General features: G+C 62.1%; 15 protein-coding genes and 1 pseudogene. 5 read left to right on the forward strand and 11 right to left on the reverse strand.

Translation table 11 applies throughout. From position 1 onward, the window contains the following. Window positions 1-22: 22 nt before the first annotated feature. Both L0U80_RS20965 and L0U80_RS20970 read left to right on the forward strand, forming a co-directional pair. Window positions 23-433, forward strand: coding sequence for a RidA family protein (locus tag L0U80_RS20965; RefSeq protein ID WP_233869432.1), 411 nt, complete (start codon window positions 23-25; stop codon window positions 431-433). 55 nt (window positions 434-488) lie between these two features. Next, window positions 489-2,126 (forward strand): AMP-binding protein, encoded by a 1,638-nt coding sequence (locus L0U80_RS20970; RefSeq protein WP_233869435.1) that lies wholly within the window; start codon window positions 489-491, stop codon window positions 2,124-2,126. Between the two features lie 219 nt (window positions 2,127-2,345). Here L0U80_RS20970 and L0U80_RS20975 read toward each other — a convergent pair whose 3' ends face one another. The 3 genes from L0U80_RS20975 to L0U80_RS20985 are packed head-to-tail and all read right to left on the reverse strand — an operon-like array spanning window position 2,346 to window position 4,393. Next, window positions 2,346-2,729, reverse strand: a complete 384-nt coding sequence (locus L0U80_RS20975) for a nuclear transport factor 2 family protein (RefSeq protein ID WP_233869438.1) — start codon at window positions 2,727-2,729, stop codon at window positions 2,346-2,348. A 27-nt stretch (window positions 2,730-2,756) separates the two neighbouring features. After that, entirely contained in the window at window positions 2,757-4,025 is a 1,269-nt protein-coding gene (locus tag L0U80_RS20980; protein ID WP_233869441.1) for an RNA polymerase sigma factor, read from the reverse strand. Continuing rightward, window positions 4,022-4,393 (reverse strand): YciI family protein, encoded by a 372-nt coding sequence (locus L0U80_RS20985; protein WP_233869444.1) that lies wholly within the window; start codon window positions 4,391-4,393, stop codon window positions 4,022-4,024. Before L0U80_RS20985 ends, L0U80_RS20980 begins: the two co-directional genes overlap by 4 nt. A 361-nt stretch (window positions 4,394-4,754) precedes the next feature. Between L0U80_RS20985 and L0U80_RS20990 the strand changes: the two are divergent. Beyond that, a pseudogene (locus L0U80_RS20990) lies at window positions 4,755-5,507 on the forward strand (hypothetical protein). Between the two features lie 67 nt (window positions 5,508-5,574). Here L0U80_RS20990 and L0U80_RS20995 read toward each other — a convergent pair. From L0U80_RS20995 to ydiK, 3 genes are all read right to left on the reverse strand, one after another. After that, a complete protein-coding gene (locus tag L0U80_RS20995) occupies window positions 5,575-5,985 on the reverse strand; it encodes a DUF190 domain-containing protein (protein ID WP_233869447.1) in 411 nt (136 codons plus the stop codon). Window positions 5,986-6,124: 139 nt separating this feature from the next. Next, a complete protein-coding gene (locus L0U80_RS21000) occupies window positions 6,125-8,794 on the reverse strand; it encodes an ATP-dependent Clp protease ATP-binding subunit (protein WP_233869452.1) in 2,670 nt (889 codons plus the stop codon). A 222-nt stretch (window positions 8,795-9,016) separates the two neighbouring features. After that, window positions 9,017-10,078: an AI-2E family transporter YdiK gene (ydiK, locus tag L0U80_RS21005; protein WP_233869454.1), complete on the reverse strand. Its 1,062-nt coding sequence runs from the start codon at window positions 10,076-10,078 to the stop codon at window positions 9,017-9,019. 226 nt (window positions 10,079-10,304) lie between these two features. On the opposite strand from ydiK, the gene surE reads away from it, so the two are divergent. After that, the gene (surE, locus tag L0U80_RS21010) at window positions 10,305-11,090 is read left to right on the forward strand and encodes a 5'/3'-nucleotidase SurE (protein WP_233869457.1); all 786 of its coding nucleotides are present in this window, start codon (window positions 10,305-10,307) and stop codon (window positions 11,088-11,090) included. Between the two features lie 152 nt (window positions 11,091-11,242). Here the strand turns inward: surE and L0U80_RS21015 are convergent, their stop codons facing one another. Further along, complete coding sequence (locus tag L0U80_RS21015) at window positions 11,243-11,932, reverse strand: CBS domain-containing protein (RefSeq protein WP_233869460.1); 690 nt, start codon at window positions 11,930-11,932, stop codon at window positions 11,243-11,245. Between the two features lie 444 nt (window positions 11,933-12,376). Next, window positions 12,377-13,156, reverse strand: coding sequence for a cyclase family protein (locus L0U80_RS21020; RefSeq protein WP_233869463.1), 780 nt, complete (start codon window positions 13,154-13,156; stop codon window positions 12,377-12,379). 276 nt (window positions 13,157-13,432) lie between these two features. Between L0U80_RS21020 and L0U80_RS21025 the strand changes: the two genes are divergently transcribed. Beyond that, a complete protein-coding gene (locus L0U80_RS21025; protein WP_233871503.1) occupies window positions 13,433-13,882 on the forward strand; it encodes a MarR family winged helix-turn-helix transcriptional regulator in 450 nt (149 codons plus the stop codon). Window positions 13,883-14,000: 118 nt separating this feature from the next. On the opposite strand, the gene L0U80_RS21030 is transcribed toward L0U80_RS21025, so the two are convergent. The 3 genes from L0U80_RS21030 to L0U80_RS21040 are packed head-to-tail and all read right to left on the reverse strand — an operon-like array spanning window position 14,001 to window position 18,199. Continuing rightward, on the reverse strand, window positions 14,001-14,435 hold the full coding sequence (locus L0U80_RS21030; RefSeq protein WP_233869467.1) for an acyl-CoA thioesterase: 435 nt from the start codon (window positions 14,433-14,435) through the stop codon (window positions 14,001-14,003). A gap of 31 nt (window positions 14,436-14,466) precedes the next feature. Continuing rightward, window positions 14,467-15,969, reverse strand: coding sequence for an indolepyruvate oxidoreductase subunit beta family protein (locus L0U80_RS21035; RefSeq protein ID WP_233869470.1), 1,503 nt, complete (start codon window positions 15,967-15,969; stop codon window positions 14,467-14,469). Window positions 15,970-15,985: 16 nt separating this feature from the next. Beyond that, on the reverse strand, window positions 15,986-18,199 hold the full coding sequence (locus L0U80_RS21040; protein ID WP_233869473.1) for a thiamine pyrophosphate-dependent enzyme: 2,214 nt from the start codon (window positions 18,197-18,199) through the stop codon (window positions 15,986-15,988). Between the last annotated feature and the right edge of the window lie 230 nt (window positions 18,200-18,429).

Raw genomic sequence — 18,429 nt, forward strand, 5'->3', positions numbered from 1 at the left:
CACTCATTGAACTGAACGACACATGAAAAAAGCACTCCTCCCCGAAGGCTGGATCAAGCCGCGTGGCTACGCAAACGGCGTTGCGGCGTCCGGCACGCAGGTCTATATCGCTGGCCAGATCGGCTGGGACGAAAACGCGCGCTTCACGAGCCGTGAGTTCGGCGCGCAAGCCGTGCAGGCACTGCGCAATATCGTCGCCGTGCTCGAAGCTGCAGGCGGCAAGCCCGAACATCTCGTGCGCATGACCTGGTACGTTACCGACAAACGCGAATACCTCGACTCGCTCAAGGAAATCGGCGCGTCGTTTCGCGAGCTGATCGGCGATTACGACATCGCGATGAGCGCGGTCCAGGTGGTCGCGCTCGTCGAGGACGAGGCCAAGGTGGAAATCGAAGCGACGGCGGTCATTCCCGATACCGCACGCGCGGCCTGATCAAGCAAAAAGCAAAGCTGCAGCAGACAGCTCCAGAACCCTGAATGGAGACGCTATGCAACCGTCCGCCCATGTCGATACCTTCGCGCGCGATCATCTGCCGCCCGAAAATCAATGGCCCGTGCTGCTGCTCGACAATCCCGATGTTTCCTATCCGGTGCGCCTGAACTGCGCTGCGGAACTGCTCGATCGTGCGATCGAAGCCGGCCACGGCGACCGTCCTGCGGTGTGGTCCGATATCGACGGCACACCGCACGCCACGAGTTACAGGGAGTTGCGTGCGCTCGTCGATCGTAGCGCGCATGTCCTGGTCGAAGACATGGGGCTGCAACCCGGCAATCGCGTGCTACTGCGCGGCCCGAATACGCTGCAGATGGGCGTGGCGTTGCTCGCGGCGCTGAAGGCGGGACTCGTGGTCGTGCCGACGATGCCGCTTCTGCGCGCGAAGGAACTCAAGCAATTCATCGACAAGGCGCAGATCGTTGCGGCGTTGTGCGACGTGCGGCTCGCCGACGAACTGTCGCGCTGCTCCGATCCCGCCGATGAATTCTTCTGCGCGGACCTGCAGCAGGTGCGCTACTTCCACGACGACGCGCCAGAAAGTCTGGAATCGCTTGCCAAGGGCAAACCAACTGCGTTTACGGCATGCGATACCGCGAGCGACGACGTGTGCCTCATCGCCTTCACAAGCGGCACGACCGGTACGCCGAAGGGGTGCATGCATTTTCATCGCGACGTGCTGGCGATGTGCGACCTGTTCCCGCGCCATGTGCTGAAGCCCGCTGTCGACGATGTATTTTGTGGCACGCCGCCGCTTGCGTTCACGTTCGGCCTCGGTGGCTTGCTGTGCTTCCCGCTGCGCGTTGGGGCGTCAACGGTGCTGGTCGAAAAACTCACACCGGCTTTGCTGCTACAGATCGTCGAACGCTTTCACGCGACGATCATGTTCACTGCGCCCACGTTCTACCGGCAAATGGCGCCACTCGCGAAAGACCACGACATTTCCAGTTTGCGAAAGACGGTCTCCGCAGGCGAGGCGCTGCCGCAGGCGACACGCGATCTCTGGCGAGACGCGACGGGAATCGAAATGATCGACGGAATCGGCGGCACGGAGATGATCCATATTTTCATCTCCTCCGCAGGAACCGATGTGCGCGCCGGATCGATTGGCAAGGCGGTGCCTGGGTATGTCGTGCAGGCGCTGGACGACTCACGCCAGCCGGTGGCACCTGGCGTCACGGGTCATCTGGCAGTACGCGGACCGACGGGTTGTCGCTATCTCGCCGACGAGCGGCAGATGAAATTCGTGCGCGGCGGCTGGAATTTGCCCGGCGACGCCGTGTCGATCGACGCAGACGGCTACGTGTTTTATCAGGCTCGCGCCGACGACATGATCGTTTCTTCCGGCTACAACATTGCCGGACCCGAGGTCGAGACCGTACTGCTACAGCATCCTGCGGTGGCGGAGTGCGGCGTGATCGGCGCACCTGACGATCTGCGTGGCCAGGCGGTGAAAGCATTCGTGGTGTTGCGTCCGGGCTTTGCCGGCGATGAAGCGATGGTGAGCGAGTTGCAGAACTACGTGAAAAACGCCGTCGCGGCGTATAAATATCCACGCATCATTACTTTTATCAGTGCGCTACCCCGTACGGAAACCGGCAAGCTCAAACGCGCGGCACTACGGGCGATGTGATTGGTGAGCGGGGGCTTTATCGCCCCCATTTTTTTGGGCGTGTGCTGGCCCAGTTGCTCGTAGTCGATATGATGATTCATGCGGCGGCCGCACTGAATTCCGGTGTTTTCACTCTCCAGATTTAAGTGTCGAAACAAAATAAACAAGTTAATAATCCAACGTAATACGCTTAATTTAAAACAGGTTGCGACTGGTTACTCAATACGATTCGGGCGCCCGTCACGCACTCTGCTCAACCCATTGAGCTCGCCATCCGGGTGCATCGAAAGGATCTGCGAAATACTGGGTCTCGCGCACGACCTTGCCGTTGTGAAATTCCATGATGCTCACTACGTACGACGCGCGGTTCTTATAGGTAATCGTGTATTCCGTGACCCAGAGATTCCCGTTACCCTGAATACGCCGTATATCGAACCCCGATGGCGCATCCGGATGGTGACTCCGCAGCGCCTGCAAATTGATTCTTCCGACGATTCGTTCGCCTGATTGCGGATATTCGCAGATCGCGCCGTCGTCGTAAATGTCGTGTTCCGCGCCCAGATCGCCGGCCGCCGACGCGTGCCAGTGCGCGTCCAAGGCGTCACGCATTTGTTTCTCCTGCATGGCACACCTCCCGATCGAATTCATTAGCTAGCTGCCCACCGACTGCAACTCCATGCACCTGCGCTGCAAAAACCGACGTACGGCCGGATCGCGCTCGAGGCCAATCGCGAGGTTGTACGCGTTGAGCGCTTCGGCCGTCTCACCTGCTCGCGCGAGCAGGTCAGCACGCGCGGCCCAGTACGGCTGGTAATCGGCCAGCCGCGAATCGCCGGCATACGGCTCCAGCGCGTCGAGTGCCGCCTGCGGCCCATCGCGTTCCGCAAGTGCGACGGCGCGGTTCACCGCGACCACCGGCGACGCTGAAATCGCGAGCAACGCATCATAGAGCTGCACGACCGCGTCCCAGTTCGGTCGACGCGTCCGGCAACGATGCACGTGCGCCGACTGCAGTGCAGCCTCGAGCTGAAAGCGTCCGATTGCGTTGAATGCGTTCGCACGCCGCAGTAATGCGTCGGCTGCGTCGATCATCGGCGCGTTCCATGTGCCTGGATCCTGGGCGGACAGCGGAACGTAATCACCAGCCGCATCGCGACGAGCATCGCGACGCGACTGCGCGTACAGCATCAGTGCGAAGAGACCTTGCGGCTCCGGCTCATCGGGCAGCAATTCGACGAGGAGTTGCGCAAGAAACAGCGCCTCGCCAGCGAGATCGCGCCGTATGGTATCGCTGCCGACCGGGTCGGCCCACCCTTCCGCATACGCCGCATAGACGGCTTCCAGCACCGCAACGAGCCTGCCGGGCAATTCCTCGCGTTCGGGCACGATGAACGGAATGCCCGCTTCGCGAATCTTGTTCTTCGCGCGCACGAGACGCTTGCTCATTGCGGCGGGCGACATCAGGAACGCGGACGCAATCGTCCTCGTTTCAAGCCCCAACACCACCTGCAGCATCAACGGTGTGCGAATCGCAACGTCGAGCGCGGGGTGTGCGCACGCAAACAGCAGCGCAAGCCGCCGGTCAGGCAAACCGCCTCTTTCACGCTCGTCGATCTCATCGGCGAGGATCGCGAGCTGGTTTGCCACTTCGTCGCCGATATGGCGATGACGCGCGCCGTCGATCGCCCGGCGGCGCGCAACCGTCATTAACCACGCTTCGGGATTTGCTGGGCAGCCGCGCACTGGCCAGTCTGCGAGCGCGGCCGCGAACGCGTCGGCCAGCGCGTCCTCGGCCGCGGCGACATCGCGCGTGCGCATGGCGAGCAGCGCAACGAGCTTGCCGTAACTACGCCGGGCGGCCGCCTCGGCAACCGCATTCGCGGTGCCGACGTTACCGCGGCCGCTACCGGATGGACTCATGCGACAGTCCGCGCATCGCCCGGAGCGGTCCAGACGGGGCGCACTTCCATGATTCCGTGCCCCGCCCCCGGACAACGCGAAGCCCACGCAATCGCCGCGTCCAGGTTGGGCACGTCGATCAGGTAGTACCCGGCGAGTTGCTCTTTCGAATCGGAAAACGGTCCGTCGAGCACTTGCGGCTTGCCGTCGACGAGCCGCACCGTGGTGGCCGTGCTCGTGTGCTGCAGCCGGTTGGCGCCCACGAGCGCTTCCGCCTTTTGCAGCGATTCGGTGTACGCGTGGTACGCGGCCACCCCCTGCTGCCGCTCGCTGTCGGTCATCTGATTCCAGCGGTTTTCGTCCGAATAGATCATCAAGAGATATTGCATTTGATCCTCCATCATGGGATTAAGGCGGGTGATGACATCGGGCCGCCCATCACAATGACGCTCGGACCGCATGTTGACGGACAGGTGGCGTTAAAAATATCGCGGATCGCGTATTCGCCTTATTCGAGCGCTTTACTCGACTCCCCTACCTTCGGCGAGCCCGCCATCGCCCGGTGTGTGGCTCTCACTTGCACCGCGCCATTGCCGACTGCATCCAACCCTGGTTCCCGGAGGTAGACCTCGCACAGAATCAAACTTCAGCGCCGCTCGGCCGCAGAGCCATTTGCGCTTCTGTCACAATAGCGTTTTGCCATTTCGCTGACGTGCCACTGGCAACGCAGCACAACTGACCTTTTCGTCGATGCGTTTCTTCGGAATAAGCCTTTACGTCATCATCGCCCTGTTCTTTGCGGTGCATGCCATCCGCACCCGCCAGAACATGTACTGGATGCTGATCCTGTTTCTCTTCCCGGGCCTCGGCAGTCTGGTCTACTTCTTTGCCATTTACTTGCCGTCACTGCGTGACTCGCGTGGGGCAAGGACCGCGACGAGGGCCATCTCGCAGCTCGTCGATCCTAACCGGGCCGTACGCGAGGCTCGCACCGATTTCGATCGCGCGCCGACCGTCGCGCATCGCATGCGGCTTGGTGCAGCGTTGCTCGATGCAGGAAAAGCTGCCGAAGCCCTGGAGCATTACTAGGCGGCAGCCAGTGGGCCTTTCGCATCCGATCCGGCCCTACTCGAAGGGCTCGCGCGTGCACAGTTCGCGACCGGCGACGCTTCCGCTGCAGAGGTCACGCTGGAAAAACTGTTCGCCGTCCATCCCATCGCCCGCCGGCAACCCGTGTCTGCCTTGCTGTACGCTCGGGCGCTGGCCACGATCGGCGCACCGGGCACGCGCGCCGCGTTCGAGACGGCACTTGCCAGCGCAAGCGACGCTGCGCCCCGTTGCCTGTTCGCCGACTGGCTAATGACACAGCCTGACGATGCCGACCGCCGGCGTGCGCGTGAACTTTACGCTGAGATCGTGCACGACGCGAAGCACTGGCCGCGCCATGCGCGCGAACATAACAGCGAATGGCTGCAACGGGCCCAGGCCGGCCTGAGCCGATAACGCAGGAGCGAGAGCGGCAAAGCCGGAGACTTTCGGCGAGACGAAACCGGAGAGCGCCAGCCCGCTGTCATGGCAGCAGTCCGGAATTGACTGGTCGATCGCCGGTACCCGCCGACGCACCCCATTTTCGCAACAGAAACAGGTGACGCTCGCGCTTCGGCGCATCCGCACCGATCACGCCGAACTCGACTGGAATCTTCGTGTAGAACACGTGGACGCCCTCGACCTGCACGAGTGCCAGCAATCGCGCGGCCTCGTCCGTAGTCAAGGCAAGCACAATCTGCACCGGTTGGTCGTAAGCCCGGAAGGCATGAGGCGCATGGTGTGCACCTGCGTGGCCGGTGCCTTCGGCGCAATCGATCACGGTTGCGCCCCTTACGTGCAGCCTGCGCGCTTCCGACAACAGCCAGTCGCAGATTGCCTGATGCCCATGGCGGCGGTTTCGTTCTGTATAGAACGTGAGCTGGTAGCCATTCATAACGCCTCCCGCAACCGAAACCCGGCGCACGTGCCGCAACGCTGCGTGGCGCCGTCCTCACCATTTGCATGCTAGACCACGCGGCGCCTGCGCGTGTTTCCACCTGGAAACCAGGAAAAAACGTCGTCGACCGTGCGAACTAGTGCGCGCCCCCGCCCGAACCGACGAACTCCATGCGCCCCTGCGACGCATCGTAGCGACAGACGATCTTCGCGCCCTCCTTCACATCGCCCTTTAGCATCGCCTTGGCCAGTTCGTTTTCCACCATCTGCTGAATCTGGCGCCGCAATTCGCGTGCGCCGAACTCGGGGCGGTAGCCGATAGCCGCGAGGTGATCGACGACGCTATCGTTGAACTTCAGCTCGATATCCTGGCTATGTGCCATCCGCTCCACCTGGCGGAGCAGCAGGTGCACGATCGAGCGCAGTTCGTCATCGGTGAGCGGCTGAAACACAATGATTTCGTCGATGCGATTCAGAAACTCCGGCCTGAAATGCTGGCGCAATTCGGTCAGCACGGCGTTCTGTGTGGACGCCTCGCCACTCGAGAGAAACCCCGGGCCCGAACGTTTCTGACCGGAAACCACGTCCGAACCCAGATTGCTGGTTGCTATGACGACGGTGTTGCTGAAATCCACGACACGGCCCTTTCCATCCGTGAGCCGTCCGTCATCGAATACCTGGAGCAGCACGTTGTAGACATCGGAATGGGCTTTCTCGATCTCGTCGAGCAGGATCACGCAATACGGTCGGCGGCGCACGCGTTCTGTGAGTTGCCCGCCCTCGTCGTAACCGACGTAGCCCGGCGGCGAACCGATGAGTCGCGACACCGCATGGCGCTCCATGTACTCGCTCATGTCGATGCGGACGATCGCGTCCTCGTCGCCGAACACGGCCTCCGCGAGCGCCTTCGCCAGTTCCGTCTTGCCCACGCCGGTCGGTCCGAGGAACAGGAATACTGCAGTCGGCCGCCTGCCGCGCCGCAACCCGGCGCGTGAGCGGCGCACTGCATCGCTCACAGCGACGATCGCCTTTTCCTGGCCGATCACTCGCTCATGCAGCCGTTTCTCCATTTCGAGCAGGCGCGTGCGTTCTTCGGCGGTGAGCTGCGTGACCGGCACGCCCGTCAGCTTCGCGACGATCTCGGCGACGTGCTCGGTCGTCACGTCGGAGGTCACGGAGCCGAGACGGCTCTTCCACTCCGAGGTGGCTTCGGACAAGGCTTTTTCCTTGTTCGCAATAGGCTCGTCTAACGCATGTGCCCGCTCGAAATTCTTGCGCGTCGCTGCGTAGTCCTGCTCGCGCCGCAACTGCGCCAGTTCCGCTTCGAGTTCGAGGATCGCTGCGGGCCGCGACGTTGCGGCGAGGTGGACGCGTGCCGCAGCCTGATCGATGAGGTCAATGGCCTTGTCGGGCAGGAAGCGTCCCGTCACGTATCGGTCAGACAGTTCGGCGGCCGCGACGAGCGCATCGTCGCGGATCGTGACGCGGTGGTGCACTTCGAGCTTGTCGCGCAGGCCGCGCAGGATGTTGATAGTCTGATCGACGCTCGGCTCCGACACGAACACGGGCTGGAATCGGCGCTCGAGTGCTGCATCCTTTTCGATGTACTTTTGATATTCAGCGAGCGTCGTCGCACCGATCAGGTTAAGTTCGCCGCGCGCCATCGCCGGCTTGAATACATTGGCGATATCGACGCCGCCTTCGCCGCCGCCCTGACCCGCGCCGACAATCATGTGCACTTCGTCGATGAACAGCACCAGCGTATCGCGCTGCGCGGAAATTTCCTCCATCACCTGCTTCACGCGCTCTTCGAATTCGCCGCGATATTTGGCACCCGCGATCAATCCGTTCACGTTCAGTTCGACAAGCCGCCGTCCCCGCAGCGATTCCGGCACATCGCCGTTGAGCATGCGCTGAGCCAGGCCTTCCGCGATGGCGGTTTTGCCCACCCCGGGTTCGCCGATCAGGACCGGATTATTCTTGCGCCGCCGCGCGAGCACCTCGACAACCGTTTCGATCTCGCTGGAGCGCCCGATGACGGGATCAAGCTTGCCCTCGCTCGCGAGTGCCGTCAGGTCGCGGCTGTACTGGTCGAGTTGCGGCGTGGGGCTCGCACTCTTCGCGGCGGGTCGTTCGCGCTTGTCACCTTCGGCCTCGACTAGCCGCTGCAGCACTTTCTGCGGCGTGACGCCGTAACGCCCGAGCAGATGGCTGGCGAAGCTGTCTTGCACCTGCGAAAGCCCGAACACCAGATGTTCGGGCGCGACGTAACTATGTCCAAGTTCGCGCGAGACGAGAAACGCGCGGTCGATCGCGCATTTCAGGCGCGGAGAGACAGCAATACGACCCTCATCGACGGCTTGCGGCGGCTCACGTTTCTGCGCGTTTGCGTCGATATACGCTCGCACGTCATCGGGTTCGATGCCGAGGCGCTTGAGCATCGCGACACCCGCCTCGTTGCCGGCGATCTCGTACAACAGGTGTTCCGTATCGACCTCGCGCCTGCCAAACTGCATTGCGCGTTCGGCGGCGCGCTGCAGCAATTCGCGTGCGACGTCGCTCAAATAGCGTTCGACGACGGCACTGTCGCCAGTTTCCATCGCCTGCTGCACGCCTTGCGGCGCAGCATCTTCTTGCTGCGCGCCGCGAAACAGCGCTTCGAGCGGGCTTAGCGTGCGCTGGTGGCGCGTCAGTTGCGCGTAGTGATAATCGCAAACGTCGACGTAGCGCCGCCTGCCGTCCTGCAACACGGCGACCCGAACCGTCGCCGGACGCACGCCGCAAACGTCGCAGTTGAACTGAGCCATTTCGTCTCCTTGAGAGCATCGCGCCGTGTACACGGTCGCCGGCTCCCCGGTCGACGCAGCGTACCGGTCAGGCGCTTGAAAGCCAGAAGCAATCGCCGTTGCGAAGTTCAGCAGACATCGTAGCGTTTAATCGCAAGCCGTGCCGACTCGCTGCCGAGTTGCTTAAACGAAACGAAAAGCACGCTGGGAACGTGCGACGACGGGCGTCTGGAGGAAGCGCGCTCAGGCCTCGGCCTTCCTTTCCTTGATCCACTCGGAGAGCAGTGTGGACGACACGGCCAGAATCACCGGTCCGATAAAGAGCCCTACGATGCCAAACGCAAACAGGCCCCCGAGCACGCCGGAAAGGATCAGCAACATCGAAAGATTTACACCGCGTCTGATGAGGAGTGGGCGCAACAGCTTGTCGACCAGTTCGACGACCACATACCAGACCAGCAGCAGGACAGCCGCGAGACGAGCGTCATGGACGAATAGCCAGACGACCCCGCCTAGCATCGGCAAAATCGGTCCGATCTGCGCAAGACACATCATGAGCAGCACGGCGGTCAATACGCCGGCACCCGGCACGCCAGCGAACCACAAACCGATCCCGCCGAGCGCCGACTGAATCACCGCCGTGACGACGATGCCGAGCGCGACCGCACGAATCGACGCACCGGCAAGGCGCACCGCTTCGGTACCGTAGCTCGGCGATACGCGGTCCGCAAAGCGCGTGACATACGCGCTCGCCTGCTCGCCCTGCGCGAAGAGCACGCCCGTGATGATCACGGTGACGAACATGTGCATGACGAACACGCCCACCGATGCGGCATGCGTAATCAACCAGTGCGCCGCGATCGATACATACGGTTCGAGTTGCGCGAGCATACCGCCCGTGCCTGCATCCGAGAGTGATTGCCACTTGCTGGCGATGCCCCTGCCGACCACCGGCAAGTCGCGGACCCAGTCTGGCGGCGGCGTGAGCGCGTAGTCGGGAAGCGCTGCGATCAGCTTCATGATGTCGCTGCCGTGCTGCGCAAGCGTGGAAATCGCTTCGTAGAGCGGCAGGACGATCACGACGAGCAGGATCAGCAACATGATCAGCGTGGCCAGCCAGCGACGATTGCCGCAACGGCGCTCGATGGCCAGCATCACCGGCCAGGTCGCGACGACGATCGTCGTCGCCCAGATGAGTCCGGGGATAAACGGTCGCATCACGTAGAGCGAGCCGATCGTCAACGCACAGAGAATCGCGACGACGAACAGGGTGCGGGCAATATCCGGAGATTCTTGTGGCTTCAAGGCGTTTTCCTCGCGGCGAGCAGCCACGCTGGTCGATGAACACGTTAGCCGAAGCTCGCGTCCAAAGACACGACGCTCGCCTGGCCACAGACGAACTAGTCTATCCTGGATGCGCGCTGTCCCGTCGCGACCCGAGCCTGCATCGTTCGTGCCCGTAGTCATGGGCGCGGCGGCACTCTGGGATAATGGCCGTTCCCTGAAACTGTCCCGTCCGAAGAGACCCGCCATGTCTGTTTCCGATCCGAAACTGCCCTGTGTTCTGCTGACCAACGACGATGGCATCGACGCGCCGGGCCTCGGTGTGCTGGAGGCCGTCGCGGCCGAACTGGCCCATGAAGTCTGGGTTGTTGCGCCGGAACACGACCAGAGCGGCACGTCGCACTCGATCAGTCTGCACTCGCCACTGCGTGTGAGCCGCCGCGGTCAGCGGCGTTTCGGCGTGATGGGCACGCCGGGCGACTGCGTCGTGATGGCCGTGCGTCAACTGATGGGCGACGTGACACCCTCGCTCGTCCTCTCGGGCATCAATCGCGGCGGCAATCTCGGTGTCGAAACGATGTTTTCCGGCACGGTCGGCGCGGCCATGACCGGCGTGCTGCTCGGGCTGCCATCGATTGCGCTGAGCCAGACGTTCCGGGACCGCGAGCGTGTGCGTTGGGACACCGCACACGCGCTCGCACCGGATACGATCCGCCGCCTCGCCCGCGTGGCGCATGACGCGCCCATCTGCCTGAACGTAAATTTCCCCGATATCGATGCCAGCGCGGCGGGACCGCTGACGATTACGCGCCAGGGTGTCGGGCTGGTTCAGGGAATCGATGTCGTGCCACAAATCGATCCGCGTGGCATCGACTATCACTGGCTGCGTTTCAACCGGGGACCGCGTGAAAATGGCCCCGATACGGAAACGGCCGTGGTCAATTCGGGCCGGGTGTCGGTGACCCCGCTGCACTTCGAGCGCACAGATGAACGCGCTTTCGCAAGGTTGCAGGCAGCGCTTGAAGCGGGCTGATGAGTCACGCCCGCTGCCAGGACGTCGCGGCAGATTCGGCGCCGCTAATGGCCGGGACAGCGAGACGGTAGGGATGGTGCGCCGCACTCGCGCACGGTGCGGCGACGGCGACGCGCCATGCGTCGCCGCGCGAAGTGCCATCTAAAGCGCAATCAAAATCCAGGCATGGCCGGATACGGCTCGGTGTGATCTTCCACGCCGCGCACGCCGGGAATCCGCTCAGCCGCGACACGCACCGCCTGCACCGCTTCCATCGAACTGAAGATGCCCCAGAGGTGCACGACGCCGTTCTCGACGACGAGATTGCGCCCGGCGAACGACCACGGCCGTCCTTCGAGCTCGGACATCAATTGTTCGCGGATCTCACGGTCGGTAGCCGACACCGTCTCCGCTTCCTGCGCTCTGCTCGCCAGCGCCTGCAGCAGATTCGCCCGGCTCACGATGCCGACGACCTGCCCATCACGCAGCACGGGCACGCGTTTGACACCGCGCGTTTCCATGATCGTCGCGATCTTCGAAAGCGATTCCTCTTCGCCCACGCAGATCACCTCGTGCGTCATGACGTCTTCCACGCGGTTCGCGTGCGATTTCACATAGGCATCGGCGTCCGCGCGCGCCGCAAAGAAGTCGAGCCAGCGCCCACGGCGCGTCGTCTTGTCGGTGCCAATTTCGACGCGTCGCAACAAATCACCCTCGCTGATGATACCGACGAGACGTCCGCCCGCATCGACCACCGGGGCGCCGCTGATGTGGCGTTCGACTAGTAATGAAGCTGCGTCGCGGACAGTCATGTCCGGCTTGACGGTGACGACATTGGTGGTCATGACATCCAGTGCACGCATGATCGTTCTCCCAGTTCGCTTATGTGCCAGAGGTGCTCCCCTTTCAAAGCGTAGTGGTCGTCCGCGTTGCGGCATTGATATGCATCAACGCACTGACAAATGAATCAGATCTGTATGACGAATATATAGGAAACAGAGTGCGCGACGGGCACGATCGCTGCTGCACTCTGGGCGGATTCGAGTTCGTCACGCGAACCGTTCCGGAAATGGCACCCGAGTGCATTGTATGGCAGCCCGGTCGCAATCTGCGTTGCGGCGTCCATCGCCTCGGCATTCGCGCATGGCCGTTCCATTGATACTTAACGAAATCGAATTCGCAATTTGTAATTCGCATTACTGAATAAAAGACAGAAACCATCTTTCATCCAACGCGGGCGGATATGTCCCGAACTACCGGCAGCCCTCCGACACCGCGATGCCGGAGGGCACAACTCCAATTCAGGCTTATGCCTGCACCAGCGCGAGCACGCGCAGCGGACTACCCGAGCCGGCCTGGATCTTCAGCGGCGCGGAAACGATAACCGCGCCCGTCGGGGGCAACTGGTCGAGATTTTTCAGGCACTGCAGGCCATAGCGGTTTGCACCATGCATCAACGTGTGGCACGGGTACGGGATCGGCCAGGCGTATGACTGCCCCGCATCCGTGTTGATCGTCTCGACACCGAAACCGTGAACCTTACGCTCGTGGATCAGCCATTCGACCGCTTCCTGCGTTGGCCCCGGCGTGTGTGCGCCGTCTTCGTGCAGATTCAGGAACGCCGCCGGATCAGTGCGCTTCGACCAGTCCGACCGGAACAGAACCCAGGCGCCGGCCGGAATACGGCCGTGTTTCACTTCCCACGCCTCGAGAAACCCGACCGTCAACAGCCAGTCCGGATTCGCCCCGACTTCGGCGCTCGCATCAATCACGACCGCAGGCGCAATGAAATTCTTCACGTCGATCGTGTCGACGGAATTCTGTGCGTGATCCTTGCCACTAATCCAGTGCACAGGTGCATCGAAATGTGTGCCGGTGTGCTCGCCACAGGAAAAATTGTTCCAGTACCAGCCGGGGCCCTGTTCATCGTACTGACTGATTTTTTCCATTTTGAACGCCCAGACCTGACCGAACTGCGGCGGCAGTTGCAGCGCCGGAAATTCCGGTGAAAGTGTTTGCGTCAGATCCACGATGCGTACGTTGCCGCTCGCCAGATCGAAAGTCAGTTGCTCCAGACTGCTCGTCATCCTGCGCTCCTCACGAATACCATCTGTTCTCTTCTCGCGAATGCGACGCAGCTCGGCTGCATCGCATTCGCACCCCTGCCATTCCGCACCCGCCGGACCACCTCACGCTGCTGCGAGATCCGCATAGCGACAACGCAATTATCTTTAGGTCTAAATTAATTCAAAACCATGGTTAACCCGTTTTTTGTGCCTGACGAAAATGACTGGCCGTGGCGCCGTGGTATCGTCGCGTGTCGTCGGGCAAGGCCCGCATTCGTTACGCTGCAATTTCCCCGTATGAGTCAGTCTTCCACCGGCAGTTTCGTCGACAGTTACACCCCCGCTCTGCTCGCGCAGGTCAGCCAGCTTATTTCCGGCGAATTCCATGTGATCGTTCAGGCCAGCGGTTTTGAAATCTCCGATTGGCGTGTGCTTTCCACGCTATCGGACGGCAAGGCGATCAGCATCGGTCAGCTCGCACAGGTTTCCGTCACGAAACAACCCACCGTCACGCGGTTGCTCGACCGCATGGAGGCTCAGGGTTACGTCAAGCGCATCCCGCACCCGACTGATCGGCGCGTCACACTGGTCCGCATCACCCCGCAGGGGCAGAAGCTCGTGTCGGCGCTGATGAAGCAAGCGAAGATCCATGAGGACCAGGTGCTTGCTCCACTCGGCAAGGAAAAATCGGAAGAGCTCAAAGCCACACTGCGGCTGCTGATTGATCTGCACCGTCCATCCGCCTGAAATCGATGCCCGGAATGGCCGCGCTTTAAACGACTTACGCGCATTGCGTATCGTCATGCGGTCAACCGCGCAAACATGATCGTTCCTGATTCCGCCACGCAGCGCACCCGCGCCGGTTTCAACCGTTATCCGCGGTCTTTGCCGGGCGTACGATCGCTGCCCGCAAGTCGTCCGGAATCGCAATCGACAGATGTGTGTCGAGTGAAGTCGTCACCATGGTCTGCCGGGCGGACATGCGCACCACTCCGTCCACGCCCACGCACGTCCACGCGAGCGTCAGCGATTTTTGCCCGATGCGCTCGACGTCCAGCGCAAGCCACACGTGCTCACCCATCTTGCTGACTGCCTTGAAGTCGACGTCGAGATGCACCGTTGGCACGCCGATCCTGCGCGCGCCAATCAAGCCGTGAAAGCCCTCGGGCAGCATTTCGTCGATCCACGCCTCGACCAGATCATTAAACAGTACGAAATACTGAGGAAAGAACACGATGCCGGCCGGGTCGCATTCTGAAAAGTGAATCTTGTGCTTCCGGCGGAACGTGTGGGTATCCATGCCTGCGTCTCCGTCATGCTTTTTCCGGCGGTCAAACCAGCGCGTGACGAGCCAGCGCCGCACGCAGCTTGTGGCCGTGTTCGTCCGCGAGGGCGGCATCGCGCAACTCGCGCAGCGTCGCAGGCGCCAACCTCGCGCCTGCCTTCACCACAGCGGCCATCACCGTCTGATAGTTCTTCAGTCCACGCGCGTGTGTGTCGCTGTAACCCTTCACCAGGCGCTGGCACTGAGCGACTTCGACGGCGAGTTCGGGATTGTACGTTGCCGTCTCGACGATCTGCGCGAGCCATGCCTCGATGCGCGCGTTCTCCAGTTCGTAACGCAACGTGCGGCGGCGCATGCCGCGCAGACTCGCGACTACATAGAGCATCAGGTAGCCCCGCAACGAACTCGTCTTCACGACACGACCTGACTGCGTGTACCGTCGCACGAGCCGATGGACCCAGTGCGGCCGCGCGAGCCAGCGACCGAATCCAGCAGGCAACGTTTCGCAGATTTCTTCGAGCCGCGGGTGCATGAATTCGTTAATGGCGAGCAACTGGTTGGCGTTCGCGTGCACTTCGCTCCGTACCCGCTCGAAACGCGATCCGCGTGTCTTGAGGTCGGCCACGCGAATCGTGTCCTCATACGACATCCATAGTGCGAGATGGCGTGCGGTTTCGCGCAGTAGCGCCGTATCGGCGCCCGGCCGCGCACGCCGCAGGTCCGCGAGTCGATTCAGATAGAGTGCCGCGTAATCCGGGTCCTGATAGTCGATCAACCGGCGCACACCCTCGAGCGCAATGGGTTGAATCGCTACCGGCAATTCCTCGCGGACGCGTTCGATCAGCGACGCCACAGCACGGTCGCGCGGCGCCAGTTCCGGAACTTCCGCTGCCTTGACGTCCGCTTGCGCGGCGTCTGAGTCCGCGCTCCCGGACGCCGTGTCAAACGCCACGCCGAATGCGCGCAAACTCGGCTTCACGCCCACTCCCCCGCGTTCGATCGTCTCTTCGAACTGGCGGCGACTGAACGGCAGCACGCCCGTCCCCGCCAAAGCGCCGAACAGCACAGCACTGATCACGCTGCCGGACGCTTGCGCAGCCTGCGCCATGTCGAAGTGCACGAAGCGTTTGGCGGACTTTTTCGCGTGCGCGATGAGCGCTTCGCTGTCGACGCGGCCATCGCCCATTGCGGTCTTCTCCGCAATCGAATACACGCGATGCGTAGACGCGACGAGCGTGGTGCGTTCCGCCGAGACGAGCCCGCGCTGCACCGCGCGACCGGCCTCCATCAGTTCGGACGCCAGCACCACGTCAACGTCGCCGGGCAGCGGCATCAGTGCCAAAACCGGTGTGCGGCTTTCGGCCTCGTCGCGCGGAAACAATTCGACGTAATAGATCGTCGCGCCAGTGCGTTGCGCCACACCCGGCACGGAAGTGGTCTGGGCGTAGTAGCCGTTGTGCTCGCCGAGATTGACGACCCAGCCGGCCAGCACACCGCCGCCCTCGCCGCCCATGGCGAGAATCGCGATCTTGATGGGTTGTGATTTCATCGTTGTCTTTCCCGAATCAGAACGTGTAACGCGCAAGACGTTGAGCCGTGCGGCGCTGCAGCCAGCCGATCACTGCGTCGCGAACGCGCTGACGCAATCTGTCGAGACGTGTTGGATTGCTGACGATCTGCGCGCGATAGAACGACGGGCACAACACCGCGGCATGCGAAACCTCGCCGCACAGGCCGCACCCCACGCAACTGTCGATCACGCTCGCCACCGGATCGGTACGCAGCGGGTCGGGATTGGGCTTGATCGACAATGACGGGCAACCCGAGAGACGAATGCACGAATGATCACCGGTACACGTATCGGAATCGACACCAAAGCGCTCGCGCACGACACGCTCGCCCGCAGCAATCGCCTTGCGCTGCTTTGGTTTCTCGCGCCGCTGTTTGTTCAGCATGCACTCGCTCTGGGCGATCAGCACCTTCGGGCCCTTGCTGTCCGTGGTGAGTGCGCTCTTGAGCGTCGCCATCATCGTCTTCAGGTCATACGTCCGTCGAACCGTCTTGACCCATTCCACGCCGACGCCGCGCACCGCCTGCTCGATCTCGTGCCCCGTGCTGCGCGTCGGATTGAGCGCGGCCGACGAGAGAATGTCCTGCCCGCCCGTCGCAGACGTATAGCTGTTGTCGACAACGATCGTGAGGTTATCGCTCTTGTTGAATACCGCGTTGGCGATACCGCTCGTGAGTCCGTTGTGCCAGAAGCCACCGTCGCCCATCACCGAGATCGCACGTTTGCTGGCGTTTGTATTGAACGCAGCGGCGCTCGCGCTGCCGAGGCCATAGCCCATCGTCGTTGCGCCGAGATTGAACGGCGGCAGGATCGAGAAAAGATGGCAGCCGATGTCGGCGCTCACATGATGGGGACCGAGTTCGCGCTCGACCAGTTTCATCGCGGTGAAAATGGGCCGCTCGGGGCAGCCGGTGCAAAAACCGGGCGGACGTGCGTGCACGCTGTCGTCGAGCGCGGGCAACGGCTCTGCTTCGATCGATGGTGCTTGAGTGGTAACTTCAGCGGCAACTTCAGCAGCGGGTGCGTCAGCCGGTACCGCCATCACAGGAATAATCTTGCGCCGAACCGCCTCGCGTTCGAGCACGCCGTAGCGTTCGAGGAATGCACGCAGGCCCTTCATGACCGTCGCTGCGGTGTACTCGCCCGCAAGCGGCAGCATGTCCTTGCCATGCAGTGCGGTACTTACGCCGTGCTGGCGCAAAATCGAGCCCGCATTCTGCTCGACGAAGTTCGGCTGCCCTTCCTCGATCACGAGCACTGCACGCTTGCCCGCGCAAAACCGCTCCCACTCGGAATCGATGAGCGGATACGCCACGTTCATCACATACAGCGGAATCTGCGATTCGCCATAGACATCGGCGAGGCCGAGGCGTTCGAGCGCCCGCAACACGGTGTTGTAGCTGCCGCCCTGGACTGCGATGCCGATATCGCGTGAATCGGCGGCGAAAAATTCGTTGAGCTGGCGCTCTTCGATGAACTTCACCGCGGCAGGCCAACGCTCGTGAATCTTCTCGCGCTCATGCAGGAAGCTCGCGGGCGGCAGAACGATGCGATTGACGTCGCGAGCCGGGTTTTCAAGCGCGTCCTTGATCGTGAACGCCGAACGCCGGTTATCCGCCGCAACGAACTGGCCGTGCACGTGACACGCGCGAATGCGCAGCTGCAGCATCACCGGCGTGCTGCTCGCTTCAGACAGGTCGAACCCGTCCTTCACGGCCTGAACGATAGACGGCAGATTCGGGCGCGGATCGAGCAGCCAGATCTGCGATTTCATGGCGAACGCATGACTGCGTTCCTGCATGATCGACGAGCCTTCGCCATAGTCCTCGCCGACGATGATCAACGCGCCGCCCGTCACGCCGCCCGATGCGAGATTGGCGAGCGCGTCCGAAGCGACGTTCGTGCCCACGGTCGCCTTGAACGTGACCGCGCCGCGCAGCGGGTAGTTGACGGACGCAGCCAGCGTCGCAGCCGCCGTGGCCTCGCTCGCGCTGTTCTCGAAGCGTATGCCGTAGTCGCTGAGAATGTCCTGGGCGTCGGCCAGCACGTCCATCAGGTGCGAGATCGGTGAACCCTGATAACCGGCCACGTAGGCCACGCCGGACTCCAGCAACGCCTTGGTCACCGCAAGGATGCCCTCGCCGCTGAATACCTCACCTGCGCCGAGGCGCAGTTTCTTCACTTCCTCGACAAACGACCGCTCCGCCATGACCGTCCTCTTGCTTGATCTTTTCGTGGCGCACGACGATGCCTCGTCATGCGTGAGGCCAGTATATTTTAGTTTGGAATATTTCCAAAATCATAGTTATCCCTGTGAAGGGACCTTTTTTACCGCACTCTTGAAGCGTGCCGAAACGAACGAAAACAGCACCGTGGCGGCATTTCGCACCGCCACGATACCGTGTTCAAACGATCTGAAACCGCACGTCTGCATGGACT

Source organism: Paraburkholderia adhaesiva, assembly GCF_021390575.1.
Lineage (GTDB): Bacteria > Pseudomonadota > Gammaproteobacteria > Burkholderiales > Burkholderiaceae > Paraburkholderia > Paraburkholderia adhaesiva.

Coding starts and splice junctions, on each gene's coding strand:
- L0U80_RS20965 (WP_233869432.1), top strand. CDS start 23: ATGAAAAAAGCACTCCTCCCCGAAGGCTGGATCAAGCCGCGTGGCTAC.
- L0U80_RS20970 (WP_233869435.1), top strand. CDS start 489: ATGCAACCGTCCGCCCATGTCGATACCTTCGCGCGCGATCATCTGCCG.
- L0U80_RS20975 (WP_233869438.1), bottom strand. CDS start 2,729: ATGCAGGAGAAACAAATGCGTGACGCCTTGGACGCGCACTGGCACGCG.
- L0U80_RS20980 (WP_233869441.1), bottom strand. CDS start 4,025: ATGAGTCCATCCGGTAGCGGCCGCGGTAACGTCGGCACCGCGAATGCG.
- L0U80_RS20985 (WP_233869444.1), bottom strand. CDS start 4,393: ATGCAATATCTCTTGATGATCTATTCGGACGAAAACCGCTGGAATCAG.
- L0U80_RS20995 (WP_233869447.1), bottom strand. CDS start 5,985: ATGAATGGCTACCAGCTCACGTTCTATACAGAACGAAACCGCCGCCAT.
- L0U80_RS21000 (WP_233869452.1), bottom strand. CDS start 8,794: ATGGCTCAGTTCAACTGCGACGTTTGCGGCGTGCGTCCGGCGACGGTT.
- surE (WP_233869457.1), top strand. CDS start 10,305: ATGTCTGTTTCCGATCCGAAACTGCCCTGTGTTCTGCTGACCAACGAC.
- L0U80_RS21015 (WP_233869460.1), bottom strand. CDS start 11,932: ATGCGTGCACTGGATGTCATGACCACCAATGTCGTCACCGTCAAGCCG.
- L0U80_RS21020 (WP_233869463.1), bottom strand. CDS start 13,156: ATGACGAGCAGTCTGGAGCAACTGACTTTCGATCTGGCGAGCGGCAAC.
- L0U80_RS21025 (WP_233871503.1), top strand. CDS start 13,433: ATGAGTCAGTCTTCCACCGGCAGTTTCGTCGACAGTTACACCCCCGCT.
- L0U80_RS21030 (WP_233869467.1), bottom strand. CDS start 14,435: ATGGATACCCACACGTTCCGCCGGAAGCACAAGATTCACTTTTCAGAA.
- L0U80_RS21035 (WP_233869470.1), bottom strand. CDS start 15,969: ATGAAATCACAACCCATCAAGATCGCGATTCTCGCCATGGGCGGCGAG.
- L0U80_RS21040 (WP_233869473.1), bottom strand. CDS start 18,199: ATGGCGGAGCGGTCGTTTGTCGAGGAAGTGAAGAAACTGCGCCTCGGC.